Genomic DNA, 26,204 nt, shown 5'->3' with positions numbered 1-26,204 from the left:
GTCAGTCCCGGCCGCCCGGCCTGGTCATCAGGACCACGTCCTCGTCGTAATAGGGCTGGCAGGGGTGGTCGAGCACGGGCCGCGAGGCGACGGTCCGGTAGCCGAGCCGCTCGTAGAGCCGCAGGGCATCGGTGTTCTGCGAGAACACCTGGATGCTGAGTTCGCTCGCACCCGCCGCGACGGCGTGCTCCTGGGCGGCCCGCATCAGCGCGGTGCCGATGCCGTGGCCGCGCAGCCCGGGCCGCACGGCAAGCGCGTTGACGTAGAAGCTGCCCGGCGCCTCGTGCTCCAGTTCCACGAACGGCCGGATCGCGGCGGGCAGGCTGACGATTTCCGCGCGGTCCGCGTCGCTCGGTTCGCCGATCACATAGCCCAGCATCATGCCCGCCGGCCGGCCGGCGAATTCGGCGATCAGGGCATTGGTGTAGGAGAAGCCGCCCTGCGTGCGCCGGGCCCGCTGCGCCCCGACGTCCAGCGCGCTTTCCCCCGCCTGGGCGCTCTGCCCCCACAGCCACGTCGGGATGCCCTCGCCGGCGATGTCGATCATGCGCGCCAGGAACGGGGCGTCGGCGGGCAGGGCGGCGCGGATGGTGATGCGCGTCTGTACGGTCATGGCTCTGGTCCTCGGGCAACGGGCGGGGCAATGCTCTCCTGCAACCGGGTCGCGGTGCTGTGGAGAGGCGTGGCCGGCGCGTGCGGCCCAGATGCCCCGAAACCGGCGTCCCGTTCAGGTGCGGACATGCCGCAACCGGGACGATCGTGCCATTCGCGGCGTGAGACGGCGATCAGCGCCCCCTGTCCAGCCGCGCCGCCAGCCGGTCGAGGGTCCGGGTGAAGCAGGCCGGATCGTCGTGGGCGCGCGCCAGCACCAGCGCGCCCTGGATCGCGGCCATGGCGTCCTCCGCCAGCGCGGCGGCGTCGACGGCGGGGTGGCCGGCTTGCACGAGCGCATCGCGGAGCGCGTCCTCCCAGCGGCGGAAGTAGGAGCGGATCGCCTCGGCGAAGCGGTCGCGGGCATCCCCCAGCGCGAAGATCCCCACCAGGCAGGCCCGCCGGCCGGAGCGGAAATAGGCATCGGTCTCGGTCAGCATGGCCCGGATCCCGGCCGCCGGATCCTCCGCGTCGCGCAGCGGCGCGAACACATGTGTCTCGAACCAGCCGTCGATGTGGGCGAGCACGGCCCCCGCCATGTCCTCCTTCCCGTTCGGGAAAAAGTGGTAGAGGCTACCCTTGCCGAGCCCCGTCGCCTTGCCGATCAGCGACAGGCTGGCGGCCTCGTAGCCGTGCTCGCGGAACACCTCGACGAGCAGGGGGACGACGTCCTGGCGCTCGGCCACGGTTCGGGCCATGGGGGCGGCCCCTCAGAGGCCGAGATCGGAAAGGCCCGGGTGGTCCGCCGGCCTCGGTCCGCTGCGGTCCCAGGAGAACTTCCGCTCGTCGGGCTCGATCGCCAGGTCGTTGATGGAGGCGAACCGCCGGGCCATCAGGCCGGCGTCGGTGAATTCCCAGTTCTCGTTGCCGTAGGAACGGTACCAGTCTCCGGCGTCGTCGTGCCACTCGTAGGCGAACCGGACGGCGATCCGCGCGCCTTCGAAGGCCCAGAGCTCCTTGATCAGCCGGTACTCGTGCTCGCGCGCCCACTTGCGGGTGAGGAAGGCGACGATCTCCTCGCGGCCTTTCGGAAACTCCGACCGGTTCCGCCAGACGCTGTCGACGGTGTAGGCGAGCGAGACGCGCTCGGGATCGCGCGAGTTCCATCCGTCCTCGGCGCCGCGCACCTTGGCGATGGCGGTCTCCCGGGTGAACGGCGGCAGAGGCGGGCGGGTCTCCGGCATGGCGGTCTCTCTGTACCAATCGGTCTAATTTGTACCGATTGGTAAAGCCGAGAACCTGATCCTGTCAATCGGGCCGGCCGCAAAAGTGATCGGGGGAGGGGCTTTCCAGCGGCCAGCCGACGCGCGAGTGTGGCCTAAGGGGCGAACCCGTGAGGTGACCGGTCTGGTGGGGTCCATGATCATTCGCGATACCGCCGATGGAGATGTCGGCGCGGTGCTCGATGCGCAGCGGCAGGCGTTCGGCCGGGAGGCGGAGGCGGACCTGGTCCGGGCGCTGCTGTCCGATCCGACGGCGGAGCCCCTCATCTCCCTGCTGGCGGTTCGCGACCACCTTCCCGTCGGCCACATCCTGTTCACCCACGCGAAGGTCGGCGACCAGGACCGGCCGGCCGCGTCGCTGCTGGCGCCGCTCGCCGTGCTGCCCAGGGTGCAGGGAAGCGGCGTCGGCCGGGCGCTCGTCGCCGAGGGGCTGGCCCGCTGCGCCGCCGGCGGCATCGCGCTGGTGTTCGTGCTCGGCGATCCCGCCTACTACGCCCGCTTCGGGTTCACCCCGGCGGCGCGCCACGATCTGGCTCCTCCCTTCGCCGTTGCGCCGGAGCACGCGGAGGCCTGGATGGTGCGCCCCTCCTGCGAGGGCGTGCTCGCCCGGACCCGCGGCAAGGTCCGCTGCGCCGACGCGCTGATGCGGCCGGAGCTGTGGGCCTGACGGCCCGGTGCCGACGGCAAGACAGCAGACGGGACCGAATCTAGGTGCGGACAATTATTTCGACGGCGCTTAGAGGCACGTCGAGACCATCGGCCACCAGTTTCTTCGCCTGCATCAAGACCGATACTGCCGAGATGCTATCGCCATTTCCGGCATCCCGGACATGTGTGTTGACAGGTGCTGCGCCGACATGTTCGTCCGGCAGATCAGAAATCGGCTTCCATTCTAGCGCGGCCGCATCGATGCCGATTTTATCGAGCGAGGGGAAATACTGTGTCGGGCTCGCGCTATTCAGCGGGATTTTTGGACCGTTGACGATGGCGTACTCCGACATTTCGACGCGAAACCTATCCGGAGTCTCGCTTGACGGAACCACTCCGCTAATTTTTCCGACCAAGAATGCGTGTTTGTGGGGCTCGTTTCCTTCGGCTTTGTAAGGCCCTTGCTGATGGCGGACGCACACAACGTAAGCGCAGCGGCTGGCGCGACGCGGGCCGATGACCCACGATTGAGTGCCTCCATCATGGACGATGTGGCGAGCGCTCTTGAAAGTGAGGACGGTCAGGACTTCAGTCATCTGGATGCTCCACGAGATGATTGGGATGGAGTGGTTAGATGCGATAGATGGATGACATAGATGGAGATGTCAAGCCGCATCTCCACATCGTCTCGATCGGGGCATCTGGCCCCGCCCTGTCCGGTCGTGCCGGAGCACGCGGACGCCTGGATGGTGCGCCCCTCCTGCGAGGGCGTCCTCGCCCGGACCCGCGGCAAGGTCCGCTGCGCCAACGCGCTGATGCGGCCGGAGCTGTGGGCCTGAAAGGGCGCCACGACCAGCCGGACACGGCGGGGCCTGTGCGCATCCAGGCGCGTGTTTCCGCGACCAAATAATTTGCGTCCCCCGCCGCCGGAGCCGGAACATTTGTCTCCCGATCGTGGTTGTCGAGTGCCACAACGACATCTGGAGACAAAAGATGGGCCGCTCAATTCTTCTCTGGTTCCTCGGGGTTCCGATTCCGATCATCATTCTTCTGGCCCTCTTCTGGCACTAGAAGAATTCCGGCTCCGGTCGTCCAGATCCGAGCCAAGAGGAATCGTTCAATTTCTCGGCGTCTAAGCCAACTCCTGCCGACCGGGTGATCCACTCCGTCGCATCAGGCTCTGGCCCTACAGGACACAAAAACATGGCAACCGTCGTCGCCGATCCCGCGGGATCGACCGTGCCCGCTTATGTCGCGGGTGAAATGCCAAACCTCGAATCCTCTCGCTCGGGCATTTCCTGGGGCGCGATCATCGGTGGTGCCGTCGGCGCCCTCTCGGTGTCGCTGGTCCTCTCGAGCCTTGCCGGCGGCCTCGGCTTCGCCAGCGTCTCGGCGTGGCCGGACAGCGGTGCCTCGCTCGCCGGCATCGGCGTGGGCGCCGTCATCGCGCTGGTGGTGGTGCAGTGGCTTGCCGCCGCGTTCGGTGGCTACCTCACCGGCCGTCTCCGTACCAAATGGGCGGCGATGCATTCCGACGAGGTGTTCTTCCGTGACACCGCCCACGGCTTCCTGGCCTGGGCGCTGGCGACCCTCATCGTTCTCGGCGGCCTGATGACCGCTGCCGGCACCGGCGTCGGCGCTGCCGCCGTCGTCGGATCCGGCGCCGCGCAGGGCGCCAGCGCCGCCGCGGTGGGCCAGAGCATGGACGGCAGCGACGGCTATCTCGTCGACACGCTGTTCCGCACCGATCCGAACGCCACCGCCGCCACGGAACCGGCGACGCCGGCCGAAGCGCGCGGCGAAGCGGGCCGCATCCTGGCGCGCGGCGTCTCCGACGACCTGTCGCCGGCCGACCGCACCTACCTCGCCAGCATCGTCTCCCGCCGCACCGGCCTCAGCCAGGCGGACGCCGAGGCGCGGGTTGATCAGGTGATCGTCTCGGCCCGCGAAACGGCGGAAGAGGCCCGTCAGGCGGCTTCCGTCGGATCGTTCGCGCTGGCCATCTCGCTTGCGATCGGGGCGTTCGTCGCCGCGGCCGCCGGTGCGCTGGGCGGACGTCATCGCGACGAACTCTGAGGCGTCAACCTGACGCCCATCGCCTTCGACTGAAGCAGCGCCGCCGGATCCTTCCGGCGGCGTCTTTCGTTATTCCGCCGCTTCCCGCGCACGCACCGATTTCAGCGCTTCGGCAAACGCCGCCGCCGCGCGGTCGATGTCGGCGGGCGTCGTCGCCCACGAACACACGCTGAAGCGGATCACCGCGCGGTCGGCGAAGCGGGCGCCGCCCACCCAGCATTCGCCGGAGGCCTGGATGTGGGCCATCACGGCCTCGGTCTCCCGGTCGTCGGCGCAGGCGACCAGCAGCTGGTTGAACACCACGTCGTTGAGGACGGCATAGCCGTCGGCCGCGAGCCGGTCGCGCATGCGGCAGGTGAGCGCGTGGAAACCGTCCACGAGCTCTGCGAGCCCCGAACGACCGAGATATTTCAGCGCCGCCCAGATCTCGATGGCCCGCGCCCGCCGCGACATCTCGGCCGTGTAGGTCATTCCGTCGCGCTGCTCGCTGTAGGTGATGTACGAACCCGATGCCTGCATGGCGTGGACCAGCGCGTCGCGGTCGCGGCAGAGCACGATGCCGTTGTCGTATGGCGCGTTCAGCGTCTTGTGGGCGTCGGCAGACCACGAGGTCGCGAGCTCGATGCCGGCCACATGCCGCTTCAGCGTCGGCGAGGCGGCGGCCCAGAGCCCGAACGCCCCGTCGACATGCACCCAGGCACCGGCGTCGCGCGCCTTGCCGCAGATGGCGGCGAAGTCGTCGAAGGACCCGGAGTTGACGTTGCCGGCCTGAAGGATCAGCAGCGTGCGGGAATCCAGCGCGGGTATCAGGTCAGCACGGATGCGGCCCTGGTCGTCGGTCTCCACCACCTCGATGGAGCGGGTGCCGAGCCCCAGGAGCGCCACCGCCTTGGCCACGGTGCCGTGGATCTGGCGGCTGGTGACGATGCGGATCGGCGGCGCGCCGGCGAGGCCGTCGGCGTTGACGTCCCAGCCCTGGCGCTGCAGCACCCGGTAGCGGGCTGCCGCCAGCGCGCAGAAGATCGCCTGGGAACTGCCGGTGACGAAGCCGGCGACGGTGTCCTTGGGCAGGCCGAACAGGTCACGCAGCCAGCCTTCGGTCACGTCTTCGATAGTGGCCGCGACCGGCGAGAGCAGGTAGAGCGCGCTGTTCTGGTCCCAGGCGTCGGTGAGCTTTTTGGCGGCGAGCGCCGTCGGCACGACGCCGCCGATGACGAAGCCGAAATAGCGGCCGCCGATCTGGGAAACGGTGGCGGGACTTCCGAGCGCGTGCAGCCGATCCAGGATCGCGGCGCCGTCGCCGGGCGCCTCGGGCAGCGGCTCGCGGAAACCGTCGAGGGCGGCGATCGCCGCGTCGGTGGGGAAGACGTGGCGGTCCAGTGCGCCCTTCACGTAGGCGCGGGCGTGGGCGCCGGCGCGGTCGAGCAGATCGAGATCGCGGAACTCCCGGAACATGCGATCGCGAATCCCGCGGCCTGCGTCATCCGTGCCCATCATCCTGCCCTTGCTGTCCAACAATCCGAAACGGACGCCGCTCGGCCCGATCGCGGGAGATCCCCCCGCAGGGCATCGGCTCCGTCCGATCATGCTGGGTAGTCGCGCGGCCGCGAATGTCAATCCGCGACGCGTCGCGCCGCCGGACCGGCATGGAACCGCCGGATGCTCGAGGTGGCCCGCGCTGGCCTCCCTCAGAACGTGAACGACAGGTGGCCGGAGGCGGAGTGCTCCTGGGTCCCGCTGCCGATGCGGCCGTCGTAGCGGACGGAGACCTCGGCCGACTGGAAGGCCGAGAAGTCGAGGCCGGCGCCGACCACCGCCGCGTCGCGGGCGATCGGGGCGCCGATGACCGTGAACGCCGCGCCGCTCTGGGAGAAGGCGAGGTCGGCCTCCGGCTCGACGTCGCCGAAGGCATGCTGCCAGCCGAGCGTCGCGTGGGGGCGCAGCCAGCCGCCGCCGACGGGATAGAGCCTGGCGATCCTGAGCCCCAGCGTCGACAGGGTGTTGGACTGGGTGTCGCCGCCGCCCGACAGCGCGGTGAGGCCGGTTCCCTCGCTGAACGAGTCGGTCGTGGTCGACACGAAGGCGAGGCCGGCGAAGGCCGAGACGTCCGCCTGGGCGAGGCCGAGGTCGACGGAGCCCTCGCCGAAGATCTGGCCGGTGGTGGCGGAGTAGTCGGCGTCGTTCGTCTCCGAGTAGCCGGGGAACGCGACGAGGCGGTCGGTTTCCACGTCGTGCCACGACCAGGTGCCGCCGAGGGTCGCGCGCAGGCGGCCGAACTCGGCGCCGCCATAGGCCGCGATGGTGGTCGAGCCGGCGGTGCCGGAGGCGGAGAGGTCGGCCGCCTTGAAGCGGCTGGCGCCGTAGCCGGCGGCGAGCCCCACCCGGCCCCAGTCGTGGATGGCGGCGTCGATGCCGCCCAGCGTGCCGGCGAGCGACGTGGTGAGCTCCGAGGCGTTGAAGCTCGCGTCGGTGTCGCCCCAGTTGCCGTAGGCGGAGATCCAGGCGCTGGCGGTGACGCCCGGAAGCGGCGCGGCGGGGGCGCCGTTGGCGGCGAAGGCCGGGCCGCCCGACATCTCCGCGAAGGCGGCCTCCAGCCGGTTCGCCACCGTGCTGCGCACCACCGTCGCATCGTTCTGCAGCGTGGTCAGCGCCGAGGCGTGGATCTGGCCCGAGAGCTGGTCGGAGGCGACGTCGTACTGGGCGACCGTCAGGTGGGTGAGCGGCAGGTCGAGCGCGGAGCCGGGGACGAAGCTGTCCAGCGCCGCGCCGACGGACTTCTGGTTGTCGGTGACGCCGGCGGACGCGTAGGTGACGCCGCTGCGGGTGACCACCAGGGAGGCGGTGGTGGGCGCGTAGGAAAGCCCGGTGGTGAGGAACGGGTAGCTGGCGTCCGGGAACAGCCCGCCGACCAGGGTGTCATGGGTGCCGCTGACGCCGCCGCCGGCGGTCAGGAACACGTAGGACGCGCCGAGCACCGGCACCAGCGCCGGGTTCTCGATCGCAACGACGGTGCCGCCGGCCAGCGTCGCAGTGCCGCCGACGGTGAGGAGATCGACGGTGCCGTCGGCTGAGACCTCCACCTCGCGGGTGGCGCCCGGGCCGAAGGTGTAATTGCCGGTGACGGTCATGGTGCCGACCGAGTTGCCGGTGGCCAGCGTGCCGCCGTCGGACACGACGAGGTTGGTCACGGTGCCCGTGCCCTGGACGCGGCCGGTGGAGGTGAGCGTGCCGGTGACGGTGCCGTTGTTGGCAAAGGTGCCGGCGTTCGTCACGTCGCCGGTGATCGTGCCGGAGGTCTCCACGGTGGTGATCCCGTAGTTGGAGACCGCCCCCGTCACCGCGCCCGAGAGGTCGAACATGCCGCCGCTGTCCACCGTCACGACCGCCGCGGCCGATCCGGAGACGGCGAGCCGGCCGGAGAGGTCGAACATGCCGCCGGAGCGCACCGTCACGGCGCTCGCGAGCGCGTTGGTCACCGCGAAGGTGCCGGATTCGACGGTGGTGTGGCCGGTGTAGGTGTTGGCGCCGTTGAGCGTCACGGTGCCGGCGCCGTTGAGGGTCAGGCTGCCGGAGCCGGTGAGAGCGGCGTTGAAGGTGGCGGTCGTCGTGGCGGCGATGGAGGTGGCGCCGCGCAGCAGCACCTGCATGTCGGTGGTGAAGGGGTTGGCGAAGTCGAGCTGGCCGAGCGCCGAGATCACCGGCGTGACGGTGACGGTGGTGCCGGCGCGCTGCGAGTTCATCACCCCCAGGTAGCCGTTGGTCGGGTCGAACAGGTAGTCGAAGCCCTTGTAGAAATAGATGCTGGAATTGAGGAAGGAGGCGGTCTCGGACCCGCTCACCCAGATGATCCCGTTCGGCGCCTGCGGATTGCAGTTGGCCGGCTGGGGCGTCTGGGCGCACTGGTTGCCGACCACGAACGAATAGCTGACGAGGCTGCCGGCATCGAGCACCTGCACGGTCACCAGCGTGCCGTCGGCGAGCGACCCGGACTGCGGCGCGCCGGGGATGTGCACGAACCCGTCGGTGACGCCGGTGTCGGCCAAAAGCACGCCGCTGGAGGGGCCGTTGGCGCCGACCTGCACGGACATCGGGGCCTGGGTCCAGTTGCCGGTGCCCTGGCTGTCTGTGGTCTGCTGCAGCTTGCCGTAGGCGAAGTTGGAGGTGTTGGAGGCGTTCAGGCCCACCTCGATCTTGCCGTCGCGGATGATGTAGCCCTGGTTGAAGGTGGAGGTGCCGCCGTCGATGTTGACCAGCGGGTTGTAGGCGAGCGGAGTGACGCCGGCGTTGTCGAGCTGGCCGGCCAGCGATTTCTTCTGCGCGGCCGTCATCGTCTGGAAGTCCATCGAGTTCACCGCGATGGTGCTGGCGTCGGCGCCAAGCGTGTTGCGGCCGAAGCCGACGCCCATCATGGCGATGTTGCCGGTCTCCGAGCAGTTGCCGGAGTTGCCGCCGACGCCCAGGCAGTGGCGGTGCATGACGGCGAGGACCGGGACGCTGGCGGTCACCAGCGCGTTGTTCGCGGTGTTGCGGTAGGTGACGGTCGCCTGGGTGAGCACGCCGGTCACCAGCAGGCCGGAGGAGTTGTAGAAGGCCCAGCCGGGCGAGCCGGTGAGGGCTGCCTTGTTGCTGCTGATCAGATCCGCGGTGATGACGATGCCGGTGGAGCCGGTGTCCATCTCCACGTTGACCGGTGCGTTGGTGCTGGTGGCGCCGACGTTGAGCGAGATGTCGTAGTTGTAGCGGTTGTCGGTGCTGCCGGTCGGCTGGATGGCGTAGGAGGTTCCGCCGGTGTCGTAGAGCGACCAGGACTGGGCGTCGGCCGGTGCCGGCCGGAGCGCGGCGGCGAGGCACCCGGCGATCAGCAATCCGGCGATGAGGACGGCGCGCGGGCGCGGCGGGCGGGACGGCGAACAGGCGACGAAACGGTCTGCAGCGAACGGATCTGCCACGGCGCGGGCCCCCACCCTAAGCACTAAATGGACGAATCTCGTCCGATATCATTCCCGCAATCGGGGATTGCGCAAGCCGGGATCTGAAGCGGGCTCGCGGATCGGCGCGGGGTGTTGCGCCGGAGCCGCAACGCAGCGCGGGCGGCGCTACCGTGCGGGGCGCCGATTGGCCGTCGGATCGGCGTGGGCGAACACCCTGACGCCGGCCACCACGAACCAGAGCGTGGCGGACGTGGCCGCCACGCGCTCCATGCCGCCGCGACCGAGATCGAGATAGATCCCGCCGGCGTAGAAGCCGAAGGTGGCGAGCACCACCAGGCCGCAGAGGACGCTGAAGACGGCGAAGCCGCGCTCGCGGCGCCACGTGGCCAGGCCCATCAGCACCATGCCGATGCCGCAGAAGCTGAAGTCGGCCACTGCGCCGACCGCATGGACAAGCGGGCGGGTCGCCACCGTGGCGGATCCGACGAGGATGGCGCCGACGCCGGCGCCGGCCAGCACGACGAGCGCCGCCCGCGCCAGGCGGGTGTCGGGCCAGGCCCGCCAGGTGAGCAGCGCGCCGGCGATGGTGAGAAGGCCGACCAGGATCATCCCGCCGTTGAAGAGCGCGTGGAGCGGGGAACAGGTATCGATTTCGGGACCGCAGAACGGGATGCCGAGCGCGCTGATGTCGTCGTCGCGCATGGTGTAGTTCGAGGCATGGCCCTGGGCCACGATCTGCACCGCGAACAGCTGCACGGTGGCGAGCCACGCGAACGCACCGGCGAGGGCGGCAGGGCCTGCCGGGGCAGGGGCGGTGGAAGGGCTGGATGGCACGATGGGGATCCTGGTCCGGCAAACGGGCGGGCGCGATGCGTGCCCCCATCGGTCATACGAGACCGCGCGCCAATCGGATCGTCTCGTTCCGCCCGGGAAGGGACCCGGCCGGCAGGCGCCGGCAGGCCCCGTTCTACGGGCTTCGACGCGCCCCGGGCCTGATCCGAGCGCGCTCGCCAGGGGCCATTCTTTGCCGCCCCGCCAAAATTTCCGGGGAACAAAATGCAGACGGGGTCGTTGCCCGAACCGTGAACGGGGCGGGAGCGCTCTCACCACATCGAGCGCTCTTCGCGGCTGCCTCGACCGCCGCCAGCCGGGTGTGAACCTGGACGGGGACGGTCCCGACACAGCAAAGGAGTACCGATCATGAACAAGTTCCTCACCCTCGCATCTGCCGCCACCATCGCCATTGCCACCGCGGGTGCCGCGCCGGCGCTGGCGCAGGACGCGACGATGACCGGCGTCGTCGGCGGAGCCGCCGCGGGCGCGGTCATTGGTGGGCCTCCCGGGGCGGTCATCGGTGCGATCGCCGGTGGTACCGTCGGCGCGACGGCCGACACCACCGAGGCCGAGATGAAAAAGGGCCAGCCGGAGAAGGTCCACGTCGTCAAGCAGGTTCCGCGCGAAGTCGGCACCTATGCGATGCAGAAGCCGGCCCCGCGCGTGACCGTCCAGGAACCGGTCCGCATCGGCGAGCCGCTTCCGAAGACCGTGAAGGTCGTCAGGGTGCCGGACTATCCGCAGTACGCCTACGCCAACATCAACGGCCAGACGGTCGTGGTGGACGCGCAGACGGGCAAGGTGCTCGGCGTCGTCAAGGGGTAACCCCCTTGGCCTGATCCTGAACCTATGACGAAACGCGTTACGCGGGCCGGCTGTTGCCGGCCCGTTTGCGTTTCCGCGCGCGGCAGGCATCTCCCCGCCAACACCGCGGCTTGAGAGCGGCACGCGACCTATTCCCGCAACAGCCGGTCGAGGGTGTCGAGGGTCGAAATGTCGGCGCGCCCGTCGATCAGCGCCGGGCGGTAGTGGCGCTGGAAGGCGGCGACCACCGTCTCGGTGCGGTCGTCGTAGCGTCCGGTCTCCTCGAGCATGTAGCCGAAGGCGGCAAGGCCCCGCTGGACGCGCGCCACCGCCTCGCCCGCATCGCCGGGGCCGAGCGACGGGCCGTCCTCGATCGGCGCCGGCGGCACGAAGGCGCCGATGCCCACTTCGGCGAAACGCGCCCACGGGAATTTCTCACCGGGGTCGATCTTGCGGCCCGGAGCGATGTCGGAATGGGCGACGACGTTCCGGCCCGGGATGTCCCAGCGCGCCATTATCCGCCCGACCAGGGCTTCCACCGCGTCGATCTGGACGTCGGGGAAGGGCACGTAGCCGTGGTCGTGGCCGGGGTTGGCGATTTCGATGCCGATGGACGCGGCGTTGAGGTCGCGCAGTTCGTGCCAGCCGGAAACGCCCGCGTGCCAGGCGCGGTCCGCCTCGTCGACCGACTGGACGATGCGGCCGTCCTCGAAGACGAAATAATGGGACGACACCTTCGAGCGCGGATCGCACAGCCAGTCCAGCGCGCCCTCGGCCGTCGGCATGCCCGTGTAGTGCAGGATCACCAGCGACGGCCGGGTGCCGTTGCGGCCGTCGATGTTGGGCGAGGGCCGCCATGAAGCATGAGGATCGCGGCCGGAAGGAGCGCCCATCACCGGATCCCGCGCTCGCGGCGGATCTGCTCGTAGGCGGCGTTGATGGCGGCGAGCCGGTCGTTGGCGATCTCCACGAACTCCGGCGGCACGCCGCGCGCGATCATCCGGTCCGGATGATGCTCGATCACCAGCTTGCGGTACTGCTGCCGGAGCGCGTCCGGATCGGCGTCGGGATCGATGCCCAGAACGAGGTAGGGATCGATGGCGCCCTCGCGGATGTGGCGCGCCTTGAGCCGGCGGAACTCGAGCTCCTCGATGCCGAAGATCTCCGCCACGCGCTCGAGGAAGCCGAGCTCGTGCTCGTGGACGATGCCGTCGGCGGCGGCGATGCGGAAAAGCACGTCGAGGATGTCGACGAGGAAGGCGTGGTCGTCCTGGAACAGGCGGGCGATCCGCTCGGCGTAGCTCTCGAAGCCCGCCACGTCCTGCTGGGCCAGCCGGAACAGCCGGTCGATATTGCGCTCCTCGCCGGCGGGGATCTGGACGTTGCGCCAGAACACCGCGACCTCCTCGGTGGTCACCACCCCGTCGGCCTTCGCCATCTTGGCCGCGAGCGCCACGATCGCCGCCGTGAACGCCACGGCGCGGCGCTCCTCCTCGGTTCCGGCAACGGTCTCCACCACGCGCTCGACGAGGTCGGCGCCAGCGGTGGTGACGTCCTGAACGGCGTGGGTCACGCGGGACCAGATCGACATAGGAGAGGGCCCAGGGTGCAGGATCAGGGTGAAGCCGGATCGAACCGATCGGCGGTCAGGACCGTGATGGCATGGTCTGCCGGGCAGGGAAAGTGTGCGGCAAACCGGGGCCCATTTTTCCGGCCCGGCTCACCGCTTGCCCCGCCCGCGCCTGACCGGACGCGGCGTCGGCCGGGCGCCGCCGCCGATCTTGCGGCGCGAGGTGCCCGACGCGGCGGCCTCTGACGGGTCGGACGCCGTAGCGGGGCCGTCGTCTTCAGGCTCGGCGGTCGCACCGGAGGTTTCGGCCGCATCGGCATCGGCCAATGCCACCGGCTCGGCCTTGGCGGATTCGTCTTTCGACTCGGACGGCTCGACACCGTCCGACGGTGCGGCGGCAACCTCGGCGGCGTCGACGCCCGTCGTGATGGGGTCGCTCGTCTCGGTGGCTACGGGTGCGGCGGTGTCCCCGACGGCGGTCGCCTCGGGCGCCGGCTCGGGTGTTTCGGACGCGGTCTTGAAGGTGATCGTCCCTGCGGGCACGCCGTCGGACTGGGTCATCTCCGCCGTCGGTTCGGCCTCGCTTTCCGGTGCTGCCGCGGTCGGGTCGCCGGTCGCGTTCGCGCTGTCGGACGGTTGTTCCGGGACGTCGCCGGTGGCCTCGTCGGTCGGGGTCGCGGCGGCATCGGTCGGGGCGCCCGTGTCGCGGCGCCGGAACAGCCGGCTGACCCGCCCGGTGCCATTGCCGCCGGCGGCTCGCACCGCGGTGTCGTCCGCCGCCGCGTCGCTCGCGGCGGGGTCCGGGGCGGGTTGCTCCGTGGTGGTGGGTCCGGTCTCTGGCGCCGTGGACGGTCCCTGCCAGGCCTGCGGCGACGGGCGCGTCTCGCCCCGCGTCGCCTCGGCGACCAGGTTGGCGGCGGCCGCGAAGGCCGCTTCGGCGGCGTTGGTCTCGGCGGCCTCCTGCGAGCGGGAGGCATCGTCGTCGGCCGGCTCGGTGGGCGCGGTCTCCGGGGCGGTGGCTTCGTCGGCGGATTCCGCTTCCGGCTCGGCCGCCTTGCGCCTGCGGAAGAAGCCGAACCGGGACCGCTTGGCGACGGCCGCGGCTTCGGGGGCGGGCGGCGCCAGCGTCTCGGAGGCGCGCGCTTCCACGGTATTGTCGGTTTCGGCCGTGGGCTCCGCCGCAGCATCGGCGCTCGCCTCGACGGGCGTGGTCGTCGCGGTTTCTACGGCGGGGCGCGTCTCGACGTTCGAACCGTCGTCGGCATGCTCCGGCCCGGTCGCGGCGAGGTCCGGAGCTTCGGGTGCCACCGGCGGCTCGGCCGGCACCGGGGCGAGTAGGGTCTTCGGCGGCGCGATCTTGACCTTCGGCGGGGCGATGTCGGTGGGCAGCCGCAGGCCGGTGCCGGGAATGAAGGCGTCGAACGCCGCCCAGAACAGCGTCCGGAAGCCGGTCCGCTCCATCAGGATCTCGTGGCGGGCGCCGGGGATCATCACCCGGCCGCCGCCGCGCAGCGTCTTGGCGAAGCGCTCGATCGCCCGCACCGAGACCACGGTGTCCATGCCGCAGGCCACGATCAGAACCGGGATCTTCAGCTCGTCGCCGAAGCCGGGCTCGTTCAGCGTCCGGATGGCGCGGTTGGCGGCGGCGTACCAGCGCACGGTGGGGGCACCGAGCCCGAGCCGCGGCTCCGCCCTCAGCACTGCCTGGGTGCGGGCGAAGCGCCGGCGGTCGGAGGTGACGACGTTGGTCTCGAAGGGAACGTCCTGCGGCGCCGGCGCGCGGCCCGGGCGAAGCGAGCTGCGGGCGAGCCCGACGGCGGCGGCGACACCGGCCGCGTTCTTCGCCCAGCGGCTGGAGGCGCGCTTGTCGGCGAGCTCGATCAGTGGCGCGGTCAGCACCATGCGCTCGATCTGGTCGGCAAGCCGGCTGGCCGCCAGCAGCGCCACGGCGCCGCCCATGGAGTGTGCGAGCAGGTAGAAGGGGCGCGGCAGGCCGCGGATGGCGGCGCCGGCGACGGCGGCCTCCAGATCGTCCACGTAGTCGTCGAAGTCGGCCACATGGCCCTTGGCGACGTTGCGCAGGAGCCGGCTGGAGCCGCCCTGGCCGCGCCAGTCGAAGGCGGCGACGGCGAACCCGCGCGCCTGCAGGTCCTCGATGGTCTCGGCGTATTTCTCGATGAACTCGGCCCGGCCGGTGGCGATGATCACCGTCCCCTGGGGCTCGTCGACGGCGGCCGGCCAGGCGGCAAAGCGGAGCCAGACCTTGCCCTTGTTGAGGTAGAGCCAGTCGGTTTCGCCGCCTTCGGGAAGCGGGTTTTCGGCCGTCTCGACGAGGGTCGGCTGGGCTTGCGGATCGACCATTTTCGGCGCCTTCGAAATCTTGCACCCGGAGAGAGGCAACCCATATCACGAATTGCGGACGCCCGTGGAGGGTCCGCGCCTTCGGGGTTTCGTCCGGCCAGAACGGCGGACGGGTCAACCGGCAGAAATCCGGTCCCGAAGGGTGCAACCTCGCTACTTTGGAGGAAGACCATGCGTCATTTCGACCTGAGCCCCCTTTATCGTTCGACTGTCGGCTTCGACCGGCTGTTCTCGATGCTGGACACCGTCGGCGCGCCCGACGCCGGCTCGACCTACCCGCCGTACAACATCGAGCGCACCGCCGAGAACGACTATCGCATCACGATGGCCGTTGCCGGCTTCGCCAGCAGCGATCTCACCATCGAGGTCCGCGAGAACACCCTCACCGTTAAGGGCGAGAAGACCGAGGACCTCGAGGAGAACAAGGAAGTTCTCCATCGCGGCATCGCCTCGCGCGCCTTTGAGCGCCGCTTCCAGCTCGCCGACCACGTGGTGGTCAACGGCGCCAGCCTGGAGAACGGGCTTCTGCACGTTGAGCTGAAGCGCGAGATTCCCGAGGCCAAGAAGCCCCGGCAGATCGAGATCCAGGCGCCGGCCAGCCAGCGCAAGCAGATCGAGGCGGAGGTGGAGGCGGCCTGACACCCTCTCCGAGAGGAAAAGGCCGTCCGCATCGGACGATAGACGACCGTTGGGGCGTCCCGGGAGACCGGGGCGCCCTTTTTGCGTCGGCGCCGGCCCCCACGGCATTCCATGGCTACCGTGGACGCATATGAGTTGTAAGGTCGGGACGGGATCCGGTGCGTCGGGTCCCATCGCTGAGCCGGGGCGCAGGGGGCTCCGGGCGCAGCAGGGGGCCGCGTCCATGATCGAACACCATCTGTCGACCCTGTCCGGCCAGGGCTGGTTCCTTGCGGTCGACCTGCTCGGCACCTTCGCCTTCGCCCTGTCGGGGGTGATCATCGCCCGCGAGGAGGACTACTCCTACTTCGGCTGCCTGGTGATGGCGCTGCTGCCCGGCGTCGGCGGCGGGCTGATCCGCGACGTCATCCTCGACCGCTCGCCGCCGGCGATCCTGCAGTCGCCCATCTACGTGCTGCTGATCGTGGCGACCGTCGGCGTTTCCATCGCCTTCCTGAAGCTCGTCGACCGGCTGAGGGGGCGCTCGCTCCTGTTCTTCGACGTGGTGGACTGGTTCGTGCGCCATCGCAACCGCCTGTCGCCGACGCTGCTGCTCGGCGTGTCCGACGCCATCGGGCTCGCGACCTTCACGGTGATCGGCGTGCTGGTCGCCCACCGCATGGACGCGCATCCGCTGTGGCTGTGGGGCCCGGCGTTCGCCGCGCTCACCAGCTCCGGCGGCGGCATCGTCCGCGACGTGGTGCGGGCGCGGGCCGACAACCCGACCCTGAAGGGCGCCTTCTATGCCGAGATCAGCGTGCTGTGGGGGCTGATCTATTCGCTGTTCATCCTCTACCTGCAGCCGATGGCGATGGTGACCTTCCCGGTCGTGCTGGCGGTGACGCTGGTGGTGATGGTCGGGGCGTTCGCCATGCGGATGATCGCGATGCGGCGGGGCTACCGCGCGCCGCTGGTCAGCCCCGGCAAGCGCGTCGTCCGCGAGGACTGGTAGGCGGTCACAAAACCGATGCGCACGGCGCCTATGGCTGGCGCCGCGTGATCGCGCACGGGCGCGCGGAATCGCGCACGATCGCGCAGCCTTGATTGCGCGCAAGGGGGCCGCGCGCGCGGGCGGCTATGGCTCGGATCCATCCGCGCGACGCACGCACGAAGGAACGCGCCATGAGCGACCCCGTCCGCCTTCTCGCCGAGATCGACGCCCTGATCGCCGACGTCGCCGCCGACGCGGCGGCCGCGCGCGCCGCCTGGGCGGAGTGGGACATCCGGCCGGACTTCGCGCCGAGCGCCGACAACCTCGCCGCCTACCTGGCGCTGCGCCACCGCGACCTGCGCCGGCTGCAGCGCGCCCTGATGGCCATGGGGCTGTCGTCGCTGGGCCGGCTGGAAAGCCGCGTGCTGGCGACGCTCACCGCGGTGCGCGCCGCGCTGGCCGCGATGACCGGCGCGGCGCCGACGCCGCCAGCCGACGAGGCGGCGTTCTTCGCCGGCGAGGCGCGCCTCGACGCCCGCACCGCGCACCTGTTCGGCGCGCGCGGGCCCGGCCGGCAGACGGCGCTGATGGTGACCTGCCCGAGCGAGGCGGCCGACGACCCGGCCTTCATGCGGGCGCTGGCGGAGCGCCGGGTCGACGCGATCCGCATCAACTGCGCCCACGACGACGCCGGCGCCTGGGCCCGGATGATCGCCCACGCCCGCCGGGCGGAGGCGGACACCGGCCACCGCATGCGCGTGTTCATGGACCTCGCCGGCCCGAAGATCCGCACCGGCGCCGCCCGGCTGCGCGACGGCGCGAAGCGCGTCCACCCGGACGACCGCATCGCCATCGTCGCCCCCGGCCGCCTTGCCGGCGCGCTCGCGGGGCGCTGCGCGGCGGCGGTGGAATGCACGCTGCCCGACGTGTTCGGGGCGGCGCTGCCCGGCCACCGCGTGTTCATCGACGACGGCCGCATCGGCGCGGTGATCGAGGAGGCCGACGGCGGCCGGATTGTCGCCCGGGTGACGCGCTGCGACGGCGACGGCGTCAAGCTGAAGCCGGAGAAGGGCCTCAACTTCCCCGACACCGAGCTCGACGTGCCGGCGCTGACGGCCAAGGACGTCGCCGACCTCGCCTTCGTCGCCGCCCACGCCGACGCGGTGGAGTTCTCCTTCGTGCAGACCGCCGCCGACGTCGCCCGGCTGCAGGCGGCGCTGGCCGCGGCGTGCCCCGACGGCTGGCAGGAGATCGCGCTGGTGCTGAAGATCGAGACGGCGCGCGCGGTGCGCAACCTGCCGGGCATACTCGTGCGCGCCGGCGCCCGCCAGCCGGTGGCGGTGATGATCGCCCGCGGCGACCTCGCCATCGAGATCGGCTTCGCCCGGCTGGCGGAGATGCAGGAGGAGATCCTGTGGATCGGCGAGGCGGCGCAGGTGCCGGTGATCTGGGCCACCCAGGTGCTGGAGCAGCTGGTGAAGAAGGGCGTGCCCACCCGCTCCGAGCTCACCGACGCGGCGATGGGCGGGCGCGCCGAATGCGTGATGCTCAACAAGGGCCCGTACCTCATGGAGGCGGTCGACGCCCTCGACGGGCTGCTCGGCCGGATGGGCGACCACGTCCACAAGAAGACGCCGCAGCTCCGCCGCCTCGGCAGCTGGTGAGGGCGGCGGCGGCCGCCGCCCCGGTCCCGGCCCGGTCCTCTCAGGCGGCGTCGGCCAGGGCCACCGCGTCGGCGCCGGCGGGGAGCCGCATCGGGCAGGCGGGATCGGTCGCCGCCCGCCACACCGCCTCCGCCACGTCGCCCGGCAGGGTGAGGTCGCCCCCCTCCTGCTGCCAGGCGGCGAAGACGGCCTGCGCCATCGCGCCGTAGGCCTCGGGGATCTCCATCCCCATCCGCTCGCGGGCGTTGTCGCCGAAGGCGGTGTCCGGCGCCCGGCCGGGCAGCACCAGGCGGGCGCGCACGCCGAAGCCTTCCAGCTCCAGCGCCAGGCACTCGGTGAAGGCGTTCACCGCCGTCTTGCTGGCCGTGTAGACCGACAGCAGCGGCAGCGGCACCAGCGTGACGGTGGACGTCACGTTGACGACCGTGCCGGCGCGCCGCTCCCGCATCTGCGGCAGCACGGCGCGCGTCATCGCGATGGTGCCGATCGTGTTGGTCTCGAAGACCTCGCGGATCATCCGGTCCGACAGGCCCTCCACGGCGTTGAGCAGCCCGACGCCGGCGTTGTTGACCAGCACGTCGACCGGCCCGGCCGCTTCCACCGCGGCGGCGATGCTGGCCGCGTCGGTGACGTCGAGCGGCAGGACGCGCATCCGCTCGGAGACGGGCAGCAGGCCCTCGCGCGGCGTGCGCATGGTGGCGACGACGGACCAGCCGCGGTCGTGGAAGAGGCGGGCCGTCGCAAGGCCGAAGCCGGACGAGCAGCCGGTGATGAGGACGGTCTGGGTGGTCATGGGGGAAGCCTCCGGTTGTCTGGGTGAGGGGACGCTAGCCCGCGGCGTCCGGACGATCTATCATCCGGCGTCCGAGTTTCATTGGGATCCGTCCGGAAATGTCCGATCCGCTCGCCCAGATCGTCTCCCTCCTCAAGCCCAGCGCGTCGTTCTCCAAGCAGGTGACCGCCGGCGGCCGCTGGATCGTGCGGCGCACCGCCGTGGGGCGCCCCTTCTACTGCGCCATGCTGGAGGGATCCTGCCTGCTGCACCTGCCCGGCGAAGCGCCGCTGCGCATCGACCGCGGCGACTTCGTGCTGGTGCCGATGGCCCAGGACTTCGCCACCACCAGCCTGGTGCCGCCGCCGGAAGGCACGCGCTCGCCGCGCGTCGAGGTCGGCCCCGGCGTCTACCGGCTGGGCGACCCGGAGGCGCCGCCGGACGCGCGCATGCTGGTCGGCCACTGCCGCTTCGGCTCCGACGACGCCAGCCTGCTGGTGCCGCTGCTGCCGCGGGTCGTGCACGTCGCCGGCGAGGACCGGCTGACCACGCTGCTGGCCCTGGTCGACGGCGAGACGCGCGCCGCCCGACCGGGGCGCGACGTGGTGCTGGAGCGGCTGCTGGAGGTGCTGCTCATCGAGGCGCTGCGGTCCTCCACCGGGCCCGACGCGCCGCCGGGGCTGCTGCGCGGGCTCGCCGACGACCGGCTCGCCGTGGCGCTCCGCCAGATGCACGCCCGGCCGACCGAGGCGTGGACGGTGGCCGACCTTGCCCGCGCGGCGGGGCTGTCGCGCTCGACCTTCTTCGAGCGCTTCCGCCGCGAGGTCGGCACCGCGCCGATGGACTACCTGGCCGGCTGGCGCATGGCGCTCGCCAAGGACCTGCTGCGCCAGGGCCGGGCCGGCGTCGCCCAGGTCGCCGAGCGCGTCGGCTACGCCTCCGCCAGCACCTTCAGCGTCGCCTTCACCCGCCACGTCGGCATGCCGCCGGCGGTGTATGCGCGCGGCGCGCGGGCGGGGTGAGGGGGAGGTTTTGGTCCGCTCACGCCGAGCGTGCAAAGCTCGCTCGGCGTGAGCGCAAAGAAAACAAACACCTTCATCCCCGCGCCGTCTCCGGCCGGGGGTGTTCGGAAAACAGGGATCGGTGGGGCGCGAAACGGCGGCCATCCGATTGAATTGTTTGCGGTCGCCTTTCGGCGCCCCACCCTGGCGTTTGCACCGATGCAGCCACCCTTCTCCCAAGGGCGGAAAGGAGTAGGACCTTCCCACCCCTCCACCGGGCAGCGGACGCCGCGCAGCCGCACAGCACCTCTAGTAAGGCGGCTTGCGAGAGCCGCGTGTTCGAGGCCATGCGCGGCGCGTCCCGCCTTTCGTCCCGGCGGACACCACTCGCCATCGGCACACCGAGCCTGCCCGTTCGTTACACGCGCGCGCGCCCGGCCGTCAGGCCCTCAACCCACGTGGCGGTCGGTCCGGCACGGCTCCCAGCGGGTCAAGCGACATGGGGGAGGATACGGGAGGACGGAGGGGGTGGGAATAAATGGGCGGCGGATGACCACGCGGCTGGCCTTCGCGAAGCGCGCGACCCACTCCGCTCGCCCAATCGAGAACCGGAATCGATCCTAAATTGGCTGAAAGTGCGGCTGAAACGGCTTGGCCGGCACGATAATGCGCCCTTCGACCCGGTTGCGTATGAGACACTCGGAAGTCCCATCCCGCTTCGCGTGAAGGTTGCCTTATGTGGCCTCGTGCGTATTCTGGGATCGGCCCTCTGTTAAGGTTCATTTCCCTCATCAATGACAGCAATGTTGATCGGAACGAGCGTGTGCGCGCAATTCGCTAGAGCCGTCGTTAGCCCGATCAAACCTGCGCGTTTAAGGAGATTTGCAAGTTGCAGGATTCTGCACACTCCTCTCAGAACCCAGATTGGGTTCGGCTACCGGCGCGTAGTGGCAACGCGCTGGTCGCGATCATCACAATTGTCGAGGAGGAGTATACGGCGGTTCGGAAGCTGGGCGATTTCAGTGAGTTCGTTAAGAACACTGCTTACCTGCGTCGGACAGAGATCTGTCTCGGCGTGTACGATGTCATCCTCGCTAGAAGCGCGGATCGAAGCAACACTCCATGTAGCGAACTAGTTCGGAACATTGTTGAGAATTTCAGGCCGGAATTCATTATTCTCTCTGGGATAGCCGGTGGTGTCCACAGCCGAGACGGTATTGAGCTCGGAGATGTTGTCGTTGCAGATCATGTTGACTGGTACGAGATGCGAAAGATCTCTGGCGGTAAGGACGTTATCCGCAAGCAGGCGTTCGACCATCCATCTATTTACTTGCGCGATACCATAACTCAGCGCGTGAAGCACGCGGGCCGCTGGCTCGACCGCGTCGCGATCGGGCGGCCCGCAGAGGGAAAGCCAAAGGTGCTCGAAGGCAATCTTATTGCGGGAGACAAGATTCTCGGCGACGGACAAAATGAGTACCAGCGCAAAATTCTTGAAGAATTCGACAAGGCGCTGGCGGTCGATATGGAGTCCTATGGTTTGGCTAGGGGGGTCTACCACGCCAGGAGTGCAAGGCACTACAACCTGAACTACCTTATCGTCCGCGGGATATCCGATCTCGTCGACGACGAAGGCAATGATGATCAACGGAAGGAATGGCGCGATTATGCCGCAGCGACGGCCGCAGCCTTCGCCCTCTGTGTTGCAGACGAAATCGTTGAGATATGCCACAAGCAGTCTTATATAGAACAAAGTCAGAACACGGCGGGTGCGTGACGAATGCGCCCGGACAACGCAGGTAGCTCCATGAATTCGGATGTCGAGCTGGCGAAAGAATATCTCAGGCGGCTGGGGGAACCGATTTCCTTATCCGTTGCCATTTGCGAGGATTACTCTGCCCTCCTCCGCGGCGAACATGGTCGACCGCTTTCGCACAAGGACCTGCTAGCTCAGGCCGCGCAGCGCGGACGCATCATGCTTTCGGGTCGCGGAGGGTCAGGAAAGAGCACCATCATGCGCCGACTCGTTGTGGACGGCGCGGAGGCGGGCAAGACGCCGCTCTTTGTCGATCTTTCTCGCTGGGACCATGAAGCCAGCGAAGAATGGCAGAGGCGGCGCGAGGGTGTGAGAGAAACGATCGATCTATTGCTGCGGCGCTTCGGCTCTGGCGAGACTGATGTTGTCGTTCTGGATTTCTTGCCGGCCCATAGAGAAAAATTGCTGGTCATCGATGGGCTGAATGAAACGCCCGGTTCCATTGCCGATGACATCCTTTCTGCATGTGACCAAGCTGCTTCGCTCTTCGTGAATTGTTCCGTCATCATTTCGGACCGGCTGGTCCGACGGCGCACGGATGGCGATAATCGTTGGTATCTCGCGATGCCACTCGACGTCGACCTCGACGAGACGCGAAAGCACTTAGACGTTGACGCTCTTGGCGTTTCGCAGAGGCGGCTGCTCGAGAGTCCATACTTCATCGACAAGGCGATGAAGGGTGCGTTGAGGAATTCCCCCCTTGCTACTATCCGAGATTTTGTTGAGAGCCGCGGGAAGTTAGATGCAGCTGGCATGGATCTTGCCGCGGAGGTTGCGTTCACCGCCTACCAGCTGGACGAATCCCGTTCATTCGATCCGGCACACTTCCGTGGAGGCGCTTACGTCGAGCAGACACTACTTGCAGGCGGGGTCCTGACTGAGGTCCCAGGCGGGCGACGGGCGTTTAACCATCATTGGATACATGACTACCTCGCGGCCAAATACGTAGCTTCCCACCCGGATCTTTGGAGCTTCGAGCGCCGGCATGCCTCGTTGGACAGCCTGACGTTCAAAGCCAACTCCTTCGACGCGGTGGCGTTCGTGCTGGAGCTTTTGTGCTTAGAAGCTAAGGACGAGTTTCTCCGGGCCGTATACGACTGGAATCCTTATGCGGCTGGATATGCATTGGCCGAGGTCGAAGAAATTTCGCCAGAGAGCATTTCTCGCCCACTGAGGACCATCATCCTCGCCATGCTCGCCGAAAAGAAATTCGATCGACACTACCTCACAGCGCGCAGGGCGCTCGACGCCCTAGAGTTGTTCAAGGACGATGCCGCGGTCGCGCTGCGGAATGTCCCGAACCATGAGGCCCTGATTGGCCTCATCTCAGCGGAGCCAGATCATTCCGAGCTGTTTTCCAAATGGAAGGCCTTGTTCACCCTCCAAAGCCAAACAGTCGCGCACGACACCGTTGTGGACGCGGTCGAAGGTGATGATTCTATTATCGGTTGGACGGCTGCGAACGTTCTAAAGCGATTGTCGCTGACGGACTGCGCGGTTGATCGACTCGTAGATAGTGCGAAGAATGGGTGGCCAGTGGTACGGTGGCGGGCATGCCACGTGATGGGAAGCGTCGTCAATGAGAGGTGTCGAGAGGCACTACTCGAACGCGTCACAAACGATGACGACGAGAACGTCCGGTACGGTGCAATTCGGTCGCTGGTTGAACTTGGCTCATACTCGCGGGAGTTGGCCGTGCGCTTGGTCGATGACCTCCAGCCGCGGCTTGATATCATCGCCACGTCGCCGCGGGTCATGACTGAGCTTAAGCGTGCGGTGTTTCTTTCGACTAGCTTTATACCCGCAGGATGGTCAATGGAGATTTCGAGGCTTTTCTATGCACGGGCCGACCTTGCTACAGAACCCAGCGATATGGAGGCTTGGTTCAAGCTCGCTTCCGAATTACGTCAGCATGATCGAATTGCAGCATGATCAGTCCGGACTGGCAGGAGCGCTGGGATCGCAGATTCCTTGAGCTCTGCAGGATATTCGGAACTTGGAGTAAAGATCGTTCGGCGGGGACCGGTTGCGTAATCGTGGGGCCAGACCGGTTGCTTAGGGCGTCAGGCTATAATGGCTTCGTACGCGGTGTTGATGACGATATATCAGCGCGTCACGAGCGGCCTGCTAAGTATTCATGGACCGAGCATGCCGAGCGCAACGCAATATACAATGCTGCGAAACTAGGCATATCGCTGGACGGATGCACGGTATACGTGAATTGGTTCCCATGTGTCGATTGTGCCCGAGCTATTGTGCAGTCTGGGGCGATTAGGCTCGTTGGATTGCAGCCCGACCATTCCGATCAACGTTGGGGCGCGGAGTTCGTGTTTGCTTCAGCGATGCTCCAAGAGAGCGGCGTTGATGTTTCACTGTACAACTATCCCGATCTTGAAGCCCGGAATTTGGCACATAGAATGGGCTAGCAACTTGATGCGAGTTTAGCCGCCCACCCAAAGCGGGTGAGCGGCGGGAAATCTGGGTGAACCTCAGTTCGTCGCCGCACCCTCGCTGGCGCTTTTCGCCAGCTTGGCGAACTTGGCGAGGACGCCTCTTGTGTAACGAGGCTCGGGCTTCTTCCAAGCCGCGCGGCGCTTGGCGATTTCGGCGTCGTCGACGTTGAGCTGCAGCAGGAGCTGGTGGGCGTCGATGGTGATGCTGTCGCCCTCCTGGACGAGCGCGATGGTGCCGCCCTCGATGGCTTCCGGCGTCACGTGGCCGACCACCATGCCCCAGGTGCCGCCGGAGAAGCGGCCGTCGGTGATGAAGCCGACCGAGTCGCCGAGCCCGCGGCCGATGATGGCGGAGGTGGGCGCCAGCATCTCCGGCATGCCCGGGCCGCCCTTGGGGCCGAGATAGCGCAGCACCAGCACGTCGCCGGCCTGGATTTTGTCGGACTGGATCGCCTCCATCGCCGACTGCTCGTCGTCGAAGACGCGGGCCGGGCCGGTGATGACCGGGCTCTTCAGGCCGGTGATCTTGGCGACCGCGCCGCCCTCGGCGAGGTTGCCCTTCAGGATCGCCAGGTGGCCCTGCTTGTACATCGGGTTGTCGATGGTGCGGATGACCTCCTGGTCGGCGCGCGGCTGGTCGGGCACGTGCTCGAGCTCCTCGCCGATGGTGCGGCCGGTGATGGTCATGCAGTCGCCGTGGATGTGGCCGGCGTTGAGCAGGATCTTCAGGACCTGCGGGATGCCGCCGGCCTTGTGCAGGTCGACCGCCATGAAGCGGCCCGACGGCTTCAGGTCGCAGAGGACCGGCACGGTGCGGCGGACGCGCTCGAAGTCGTCCAGCGTCCACTCCACCTCGGCCGCGTCGGCGATGGCGAGGTAGTGCAGCACCGCGTTGGTGGAGCCGCCGGTCGCCATGATCAGCGCGACGGCGTTCTCGATGGACTTGCGGGTGACGATGTCGCGCGGACGCAGGCCGCCCTTGCGCACCGCCTCGACGAGGACGCGGGCGGACTCGGCGGCCGAATCCACCTTTTCCTGGTCGGGGTTGGCCATGTCGGAGGAATAGAGCAGCGACATGCCGAGCGCCTCGAAGGTCGAGCTCATGGTGTTCGCCGTGTACATGCCGCCGCAGGAGCCGAGCGACGGGCAGGCGTTGCGCTCGATGCCCTCGAAGTCCTCCTCGCTCATCTTGCCGGCCCGGTAGGCGCCCACCGCCTCGAAGGAGGAGACGATGGAGAGGTCCTTGCCCTTCCATTTGCCCGGCTTGATGGTGCCGCCGTAGACGTAGATCGACGGCACGTTGGAGCGGCACATGCCGATCATGCCGCCCGGCATGTTCTTGTCGCAGCCGCCGATGACGACGACGCCGTCCATCCACTGGCCCTGCACGCAGGTCTCGATGCAGTCGGCGATCACCTCGCGGGAGATCAGCGAGTACTTCATGCCCTCGGTGCCCATGGACATGCCGTCGGAGATGGTCGGCGTGCCGAACATCTGCGGGTTGGCGCCCGCCTCGCGGATGGCGGCGTCGGCGGCATCGGCCAGGCGCTGCAGGCCGGCGTTGCACGGCGTGATGGTCGAGTGGCCGTTGGCGATGCCGATCATCGGCTTGGAGAAGTCTTCCTTCTTGTAGCCGAGCGCGTAGTACATCGCGCGGTTGGGGGAGCGCTCGACGCCCTGGGTGACGTGCTTGGATCGGTCGTTGGCGGCCATGTCGGTTTCCTTCCCGCGTGTTCTGGCAATGGCGTCCGGGCGGCGCCGGCGGACGGGGCGGGGCCCGCGCGAGGTGGC

At 68.7% G+C, this 26,204-nt stretch carries 22 protein-coding genes; 10 read left to right on the top strand and 12 right to left on the bottom strand.

Features of this window, described 5'->3' with window-relative positions; genetic code table 11:
- Position 1: 1 nt before the first annotated feature.
- From AB7M35_RS08870 to AB7M35_RS08860, 3 genes are all read right to left on the bottom strand, one after another.
- Positions 2-613: an N-acetyltransferase family protein gene (locus AB7M35_RS08870; protein ID WP_453958970.1), complete on the bottom strand. Its 612-nt coding sequence runs from the start codon at positions 611-613 to the stop codon at positions 2-4.
- 172 nt (positions 614-785) lie between these two features.
- Positions 786-1,349: a TetR/AcrR family transcriptional regulator gene (locus tag AB7M35_RS08865; RefSeq protein ID WP_453958968.1), complete on the bottom strand. Its 564-nt coding sequence runs from the start codon at positions 1,347-1,349 to the stop codon at positions 786-788.
- 12 nt (positions 1,350-1,361) lie between these two features.
- On the bottom strand, positions 1,362-1,835 hold the full coding sequence (locus AB7M35_RS08860) for a nuclear transport factor 2 family protein (protein WP_453958966.1): 474 nt from the start codon (positions 1,833-1,835) through the stop codon (positions 1,362-1,364).
- A 175-nt stretch (positions 1,836-2,010) separates the two neighbouring features.
- Between AB7M35_RS08860 and AB7M35_RS08855 the strand changes: the two genes are divergently transcribed.
- The gene (locus AB7M35_RS08855; RefSeq protein WP_453958964.1) at positions 2,011-2,541 is read left to right on the top strand and encodes a GNAT family N-acetyltransferase; all 531 of its coding nucleotides are present in this window, start codon (positions 2,011-2,013) and stop codon (positions 2,539-2,541) included.
- Positions 2,542-2,581: 40 nt separating this feature from the next.
- Here AB7M35_RS08855 and AB7M35_RS08850 read toward each other — a convergent pair whose 3' ends face one another.
- The gene (locus AB7M35_RS08850) at positions 2,582-3,118 is read right to left on the bottom strand and encodes a hypothetical protein (protein ID WP_453958963.1); all 537 of its coding nucleotides are present in this window, start codon (positions 3,116-3,118) and stop codon (positions 2,582-2,584) included.
- A gap of 607 nt (positions 3,119-3,725) precedes the next feature.
- Between AB7M35_RS08850 and AB7M35_RS08845 the strand changes: the two genes are divergently transcribed.
- Entirely contained in the window at positions 3,726-4,598 is an 873-nt protein-coding gene (locus AB7M35_RS08845) for a hypothetical protein (protein ID WP_453958961.1), read from the top strand.
- Positions 4,599-4,667: 69 nt separating this feature from the next.
- On the opposite strand, the gene AB7M35_RS08840 is transcribed toward AB7M35_RS08845, so the two are convergent.
- The 3 genes from AB7M35_RS08840 to AB7M35_RS08830 form a co-directional block, all read right to left on the bottom strand.
- On the bottom strand, positions 4,668-6,053 hold the full coding sequence (locus tag AB7M35_RS08840; protein WP_453958959.1) for a pyridoxal phosphate-dependent decarboxylase family protein: 1,386 nt from the start codon (positions 6,051-6,053) through the stop codon (positions 4,668-4,670).
- A gap of 233 nt (positions 6,054-6,286) precedes the next feature.
- Entirely contained in the window at positions 6,287-9,547 is a 3,261-nt protein-coding gene (locus AB7M35_RS08835) for an autotransporter outer membrane beta-barrel domain-containing protein (RefSeq protein ID WP_453958957.1), read from the bottom strand.
- Positions 9,548-9,694: 147 nt separating this feature from the next.
- Positions 9,695-10,363, bottom strand: coding sequence for a DUF998 domain-containing protein (locus AB7M35_RS08830; RefSeq protein ID WP_453958955.1), 669 nt, complete (start codon positions 10,361-10,363; stop codon positions 9,695-9,697).
- A gap of 366 nt (positions 10,364-10,729) precedes the next feature.
- On the opposite strand from AB7M35_RS08830, the gene AB7M35_RS08825 reads away from it, so the two are divergent.
- Entirely contained in the window at positions 10,730-11,188 is a 459-nt protein-coding gene (locus AB7M35_RS08825; RefSeq protein WP_453958954.1) for a DUF1236 domain-containing protein, read from the top strand.
- 128 nt (positions 11,189-11,316) lie between these two features.
- Here AB7M35_RS08825 and AB7M35_RS08820 read toward each other — a convergent pair whose 3' ends face one another.
- The 3 genes from AB7M35_RS08820 to AB7M35_RS08810 form a co-directional block, all read right to left on the bottom strand.
- Complete coding sequence (locus AB7M35_RS08820) at positions 11,317-12,060, bottom strand: N-acetylmuramoyl-L-alanine amidase (RefSeq protein WP_453958952.1); 744 nt, start codon at positions 12,058-12,060, stop codon at positions 11,317-11,319.
- Positions 12,060-12,758 carry a TerB family tellurite resistance protein gene (locus tag AB7M35_RS08815; RefSeq protein ID WP_453958950.1) on the bottom strand — a complete coding sequence of 233 codons (699 nt, stop codon included), beginning with the start codon at positions 12,756-12,758 and terminating at the stop codon, positions 12,060-12,062. The genes AB7M35_RS08820 and AB7M35_RS08815 overlap by 1 nt, the downstream gene beginning before the upstream one ends.
- Positions 12,759-12,887: 129 nt before the next feature.
- Entirely contained in the window at positions 12,888-15,098 is a 2,211-nt protein-coding gene (locus AB7M35_RS08810) for an alpha/beta fold hydrolase (protein WP_453958949.1), read from the bottom strand.
- 171 nt (positions 15,099-15,269) lie between these two features.
- Between AB7M35_RS08810 and AB7M35_RS08805 the strand changes: the two genes are divergently transcribed.
- From AB7M35_RS08805 to AB7M35_RS08795, 3 genes are all read left to right on the top strand, one after another.
- Positions 15,270-15,737 (top strand): Hsp20 family protein, encoded by a 468-nt coding sequence (locus AB7M35_RS08805; protein WP_453958947.1) that lies wholly within the window; start codon positions 15,270-15,272, stop codon positions 15,735-15,737.
- Between the two features lie 223 nt (positions 15,738-15,960).
- Positions 15,961-16,728 (top strand): trimeric intracellular cation channel family protein, encoded by a 768-nt coding sequence (locus tag AB7M35_RS08800; RefSeq protein WP_453958945.1) that lies wholly within the window; start codon positions 15,961-15,963, stop codon positions 16,726-16,728.
- Positions 16,729-16,898: 170 nt separating this feature from the next.
- Positions 16,899-18,371 (top strand): pyruvate kinase, encoded by a 1,473-nt coding sequence (locus tag AB7M35_RS08795; protein WP_453958944.1) that lies wholly within the window; start codon positions 16,899-16,901, stop codon positions 18,369-18,371.
- Between the two features lie 40 nt (positions 18,372-18,411).
- On the opposite strand, the gene AB7M35_RS08790 is transcribed toward AB7M35_RS08795, so the two are convergent.
- Complete coding sequence (locus AB7M35_RS08790; protein ID WP_453958942.1) at positions 18,412-19,164, bottom strand: SDR family NAD(P)-dependent oxidoreductase; 753 nt, start codon at positions 19,162-19,164, stop codon at positions 18,412-18,414.
- A gap of 98 nt (positions 19,165-19,262) precedes the next feature.
- Between AB7M35_RS08790 and AB7M35_RS08785 the strand changes: the two genes are divergently transcribed.
- The 4 genes from AB7M35_RS08785 to AB7M35_RS08770 all read left to right on the top strand — a co-directional run bounded on the left by AB7M35_RS08785 (position 19,263) and on the right by AB7M35_RS08770 (position 24,386).
- Positions 19,263-20,165, top strand: coding sequence for a cupin domain-containing protein (locus AB7M35_RS08785; RefSeq protein ID WP_453958940.1), 903 nt, complete (start codon positions 19,263-19,265; stop codon positions 20,163-20,165).
- A gap of 868 nt (positions 20,166-21,033) precedes the next feature.
- Positions 21,034-21,921, top strand: a complete 888-nt coding sequence (locus AB7M35_RS08780) for a 5'-methylthioadenosine/S-adenosylhomocysteine nucleosidase family protein (RefSeq protein WP_453958938.1) — start codon at positions 21,034-21,036, stop codon at positions 21,919-21,921.
- 30 nt (positions 21,922-21,951) lie between these two features.
- Positions 21,952-23,892 (top strand): HEAT repeat domain-containing protein, encoded by a 1,941-nt coding sequence (locus tag AB7M35_RS08775; RefSeq protein ID WP_453958936.1) that lies wholly within the window; start codon positions 21,952-21,954, stop codon positions 23,890-23,892.
- Positions 23,889-24,386 carry a deoxycytidylate deaminase gene (locus AB7M35_RS08770; protein WP_453958934.1) on the top strand — a complete coding sequence of 166 codons (498 nt, stop codon included), beginning with the start codon at positions 23,889-23,891 and terminating at the stop codon, positions 24,384-24,386. The genes AB7M35_RS08775 and AB7M35_RS08770 overlap by 4 nt, the downstream gene beginning before the upstream one ends.
- A 63-nt stretch (positions 24,387-24,449) precedes the next feature.
- Here the strand turns inward: AB7M35_RS08770 and ilvD are convergent, their stop codons facing one another.
- On the bottom strand, positions 24,450-26,126 hold the full coding sequence (ilvD, locus tag AB7M35_RS08765; RefSeq protein ID WP_453958932.1) for a dihydroxy-acid dehydratase: 1,677 nt from the start codon (positions 26,124-26,126) through the stop codon (positions 24,450-24,452).
- Between the last annotated feature and the right edge of the window lie 78 nt (positions 26,127-26,204).

The sequence above is a fragment of the Amorphus suaedae genome, assembly GCF_053629675.1.
The sequence above is the reverse complement of the archived record's forward strand: the minus strand, read 5'-3'. Positions and strand labels throughout refer to the sequence as shown.

What these genes read in the sequence shown, in the direction of transcription:
- AB7M35_RS08870 (WP_453958970.1), bottom strand. Translation starts at nt 613, where the DNA reads ATGACCGTACAGACGCGCATCACCATCCGCGCCGCCCTGCCCGCCGAC.
- AB7M35_RS08865 (WP_453958968.1), bottom strand. Translation starts at nt 1,349, where the DNA reads ATGGCCCGAACCGTGGCCGAGCGCCAGGACGTCGTCCCCCTGCTCGTC.
- AB7M35_RS08860 (WP_453958966.1), bottom strand. Translation starts at nt 1,835, where the DNA reads ATGCCGGAGACCCGCCCGCCTCTGCCGCCGTTCACCCGGGAGACCGCC.
- AB7M35_RS08855 (WP_453958964.1), top strand. Translation starts at nt 2,011, where the DNA reads ATGATCATTCGCGATACCGCCGATGGAGATGTCGGCGCGGTGCTCGAT.
- AB7M35_RS08850 (WP_453958963.1), bottom strand. Translation starts at nt 3,118, where the DNA reads ATGACTGAAGTCCTGACCGTCCTCACTTTCAAGAGCGCTCGCCACATC.
- AB7M35_RS08845 (WP_453958961.1), top strand. Translation starts at nt 3,726, where the DNA reads ATGGCAACCGTCGTCGCCGATCCCGCGGGATCGACCGTGCCCGCTTAT.
- AB7M35_RS08840 (WP_453958959.1), bottom strand. Translation starts at nt 6,053, where the DNA reads ATGTTCCGGGAGTTCCGCGATCTCGATCTGCTCGACCGCGCCGGCGCC.
- AB7M35_RS08825 (WP_453958954.1), top strand. Translation starts at nt 10,730, where the DNA reads ATGAACAAGTTCCTCACCCTCGCATCTGCCGCCACCATCGCCATTGCC.
- AB7M35_RS08820 (WP_453958952.1), bottom strand. Translation starts at nt 12,060, where the DNA reads ATGGGCGCTCCTTCCGGCCGCGATCCTCATGCTTCATGGCGGCCCTCG.
- AB7M35_RS08815 (WP_453958950.1), bottom strand. Translation starts at nt 12,758, where the DNA reads ATGTCGATCTGGTCCCGCGTGACCCACGCCGTTCAGGACGTCACCACC.
- AB7M35_RS08810 (WP_453958949.1), bottom strand. Translation starts at nt 15,098, where the DNA reads ATGGTCGATCCGCAAGCCCAGCCGACCCTCGTCGAGACGGCCGAAAAC.
- AB7M35_RS08805 (WP_453958947.1), top strand. Translation starts at nt 15,270, where the DNA reads ATGCGTCATTTCGACCTGAGCCCCCTTTATCGTTCGACTGTCGGCTTC.
- AB7M35_RS08800 (WP_453958945.1), top strand. Translation starts at nt 15,961, where the DNA reads ATGATCGAACACCATCTGTCGACCCTGTCCGGCCAGGGCTGGTTCCTT.
- AB7M35_RS08795 (WP_453958944.1), top strand. Translation starts at nt 16,899, where the DNA reads ATGAGCGACCCCGTCCGCCTTCTCGCCGAGATCGACGCCCTGATCGCC.
- AB7M35_RS08790 (WP_453958942.1), bottom strand. Translation starts at nt 19,164, where the DNA reads ATGACCACCCAGACCGTCCTCATCACCGGCTGCTCGTCCGGCTTCGGC.
- AB7M35_RS08785 (WP_453958940.1), top strand. Translation starts at nt 19,263, where the DNA reads ATGTCCGATCCGCTCGCCCAGATCGTCTCCCTCCTCAAGCCCAGCGCG.
- AB7M35_RS08775 (WP_453958936.1), top strand. Translation starts at nt 21,952, where the DNA reads ATGAATTCGGATGTCGAGCTGGCGAAAGAATATCTCAGGCGGCTGGGG.
- AB7M35_RS08770 (WP_453958934.1), top strand. Translation starts at nt 23,889, where the DNA reads ATGATCAGTCCGGACTGGCAGGAGCGCTGGGATCGCAGATTCCTTGAG.
- ilvD (WP_453958932.1), bottom strand. Translation starts at nt 26,126, where the DNA reads ATGGCCGCCAACGACCGATCCAAGCACGTCACCCAGGGCGTCGAGCGC.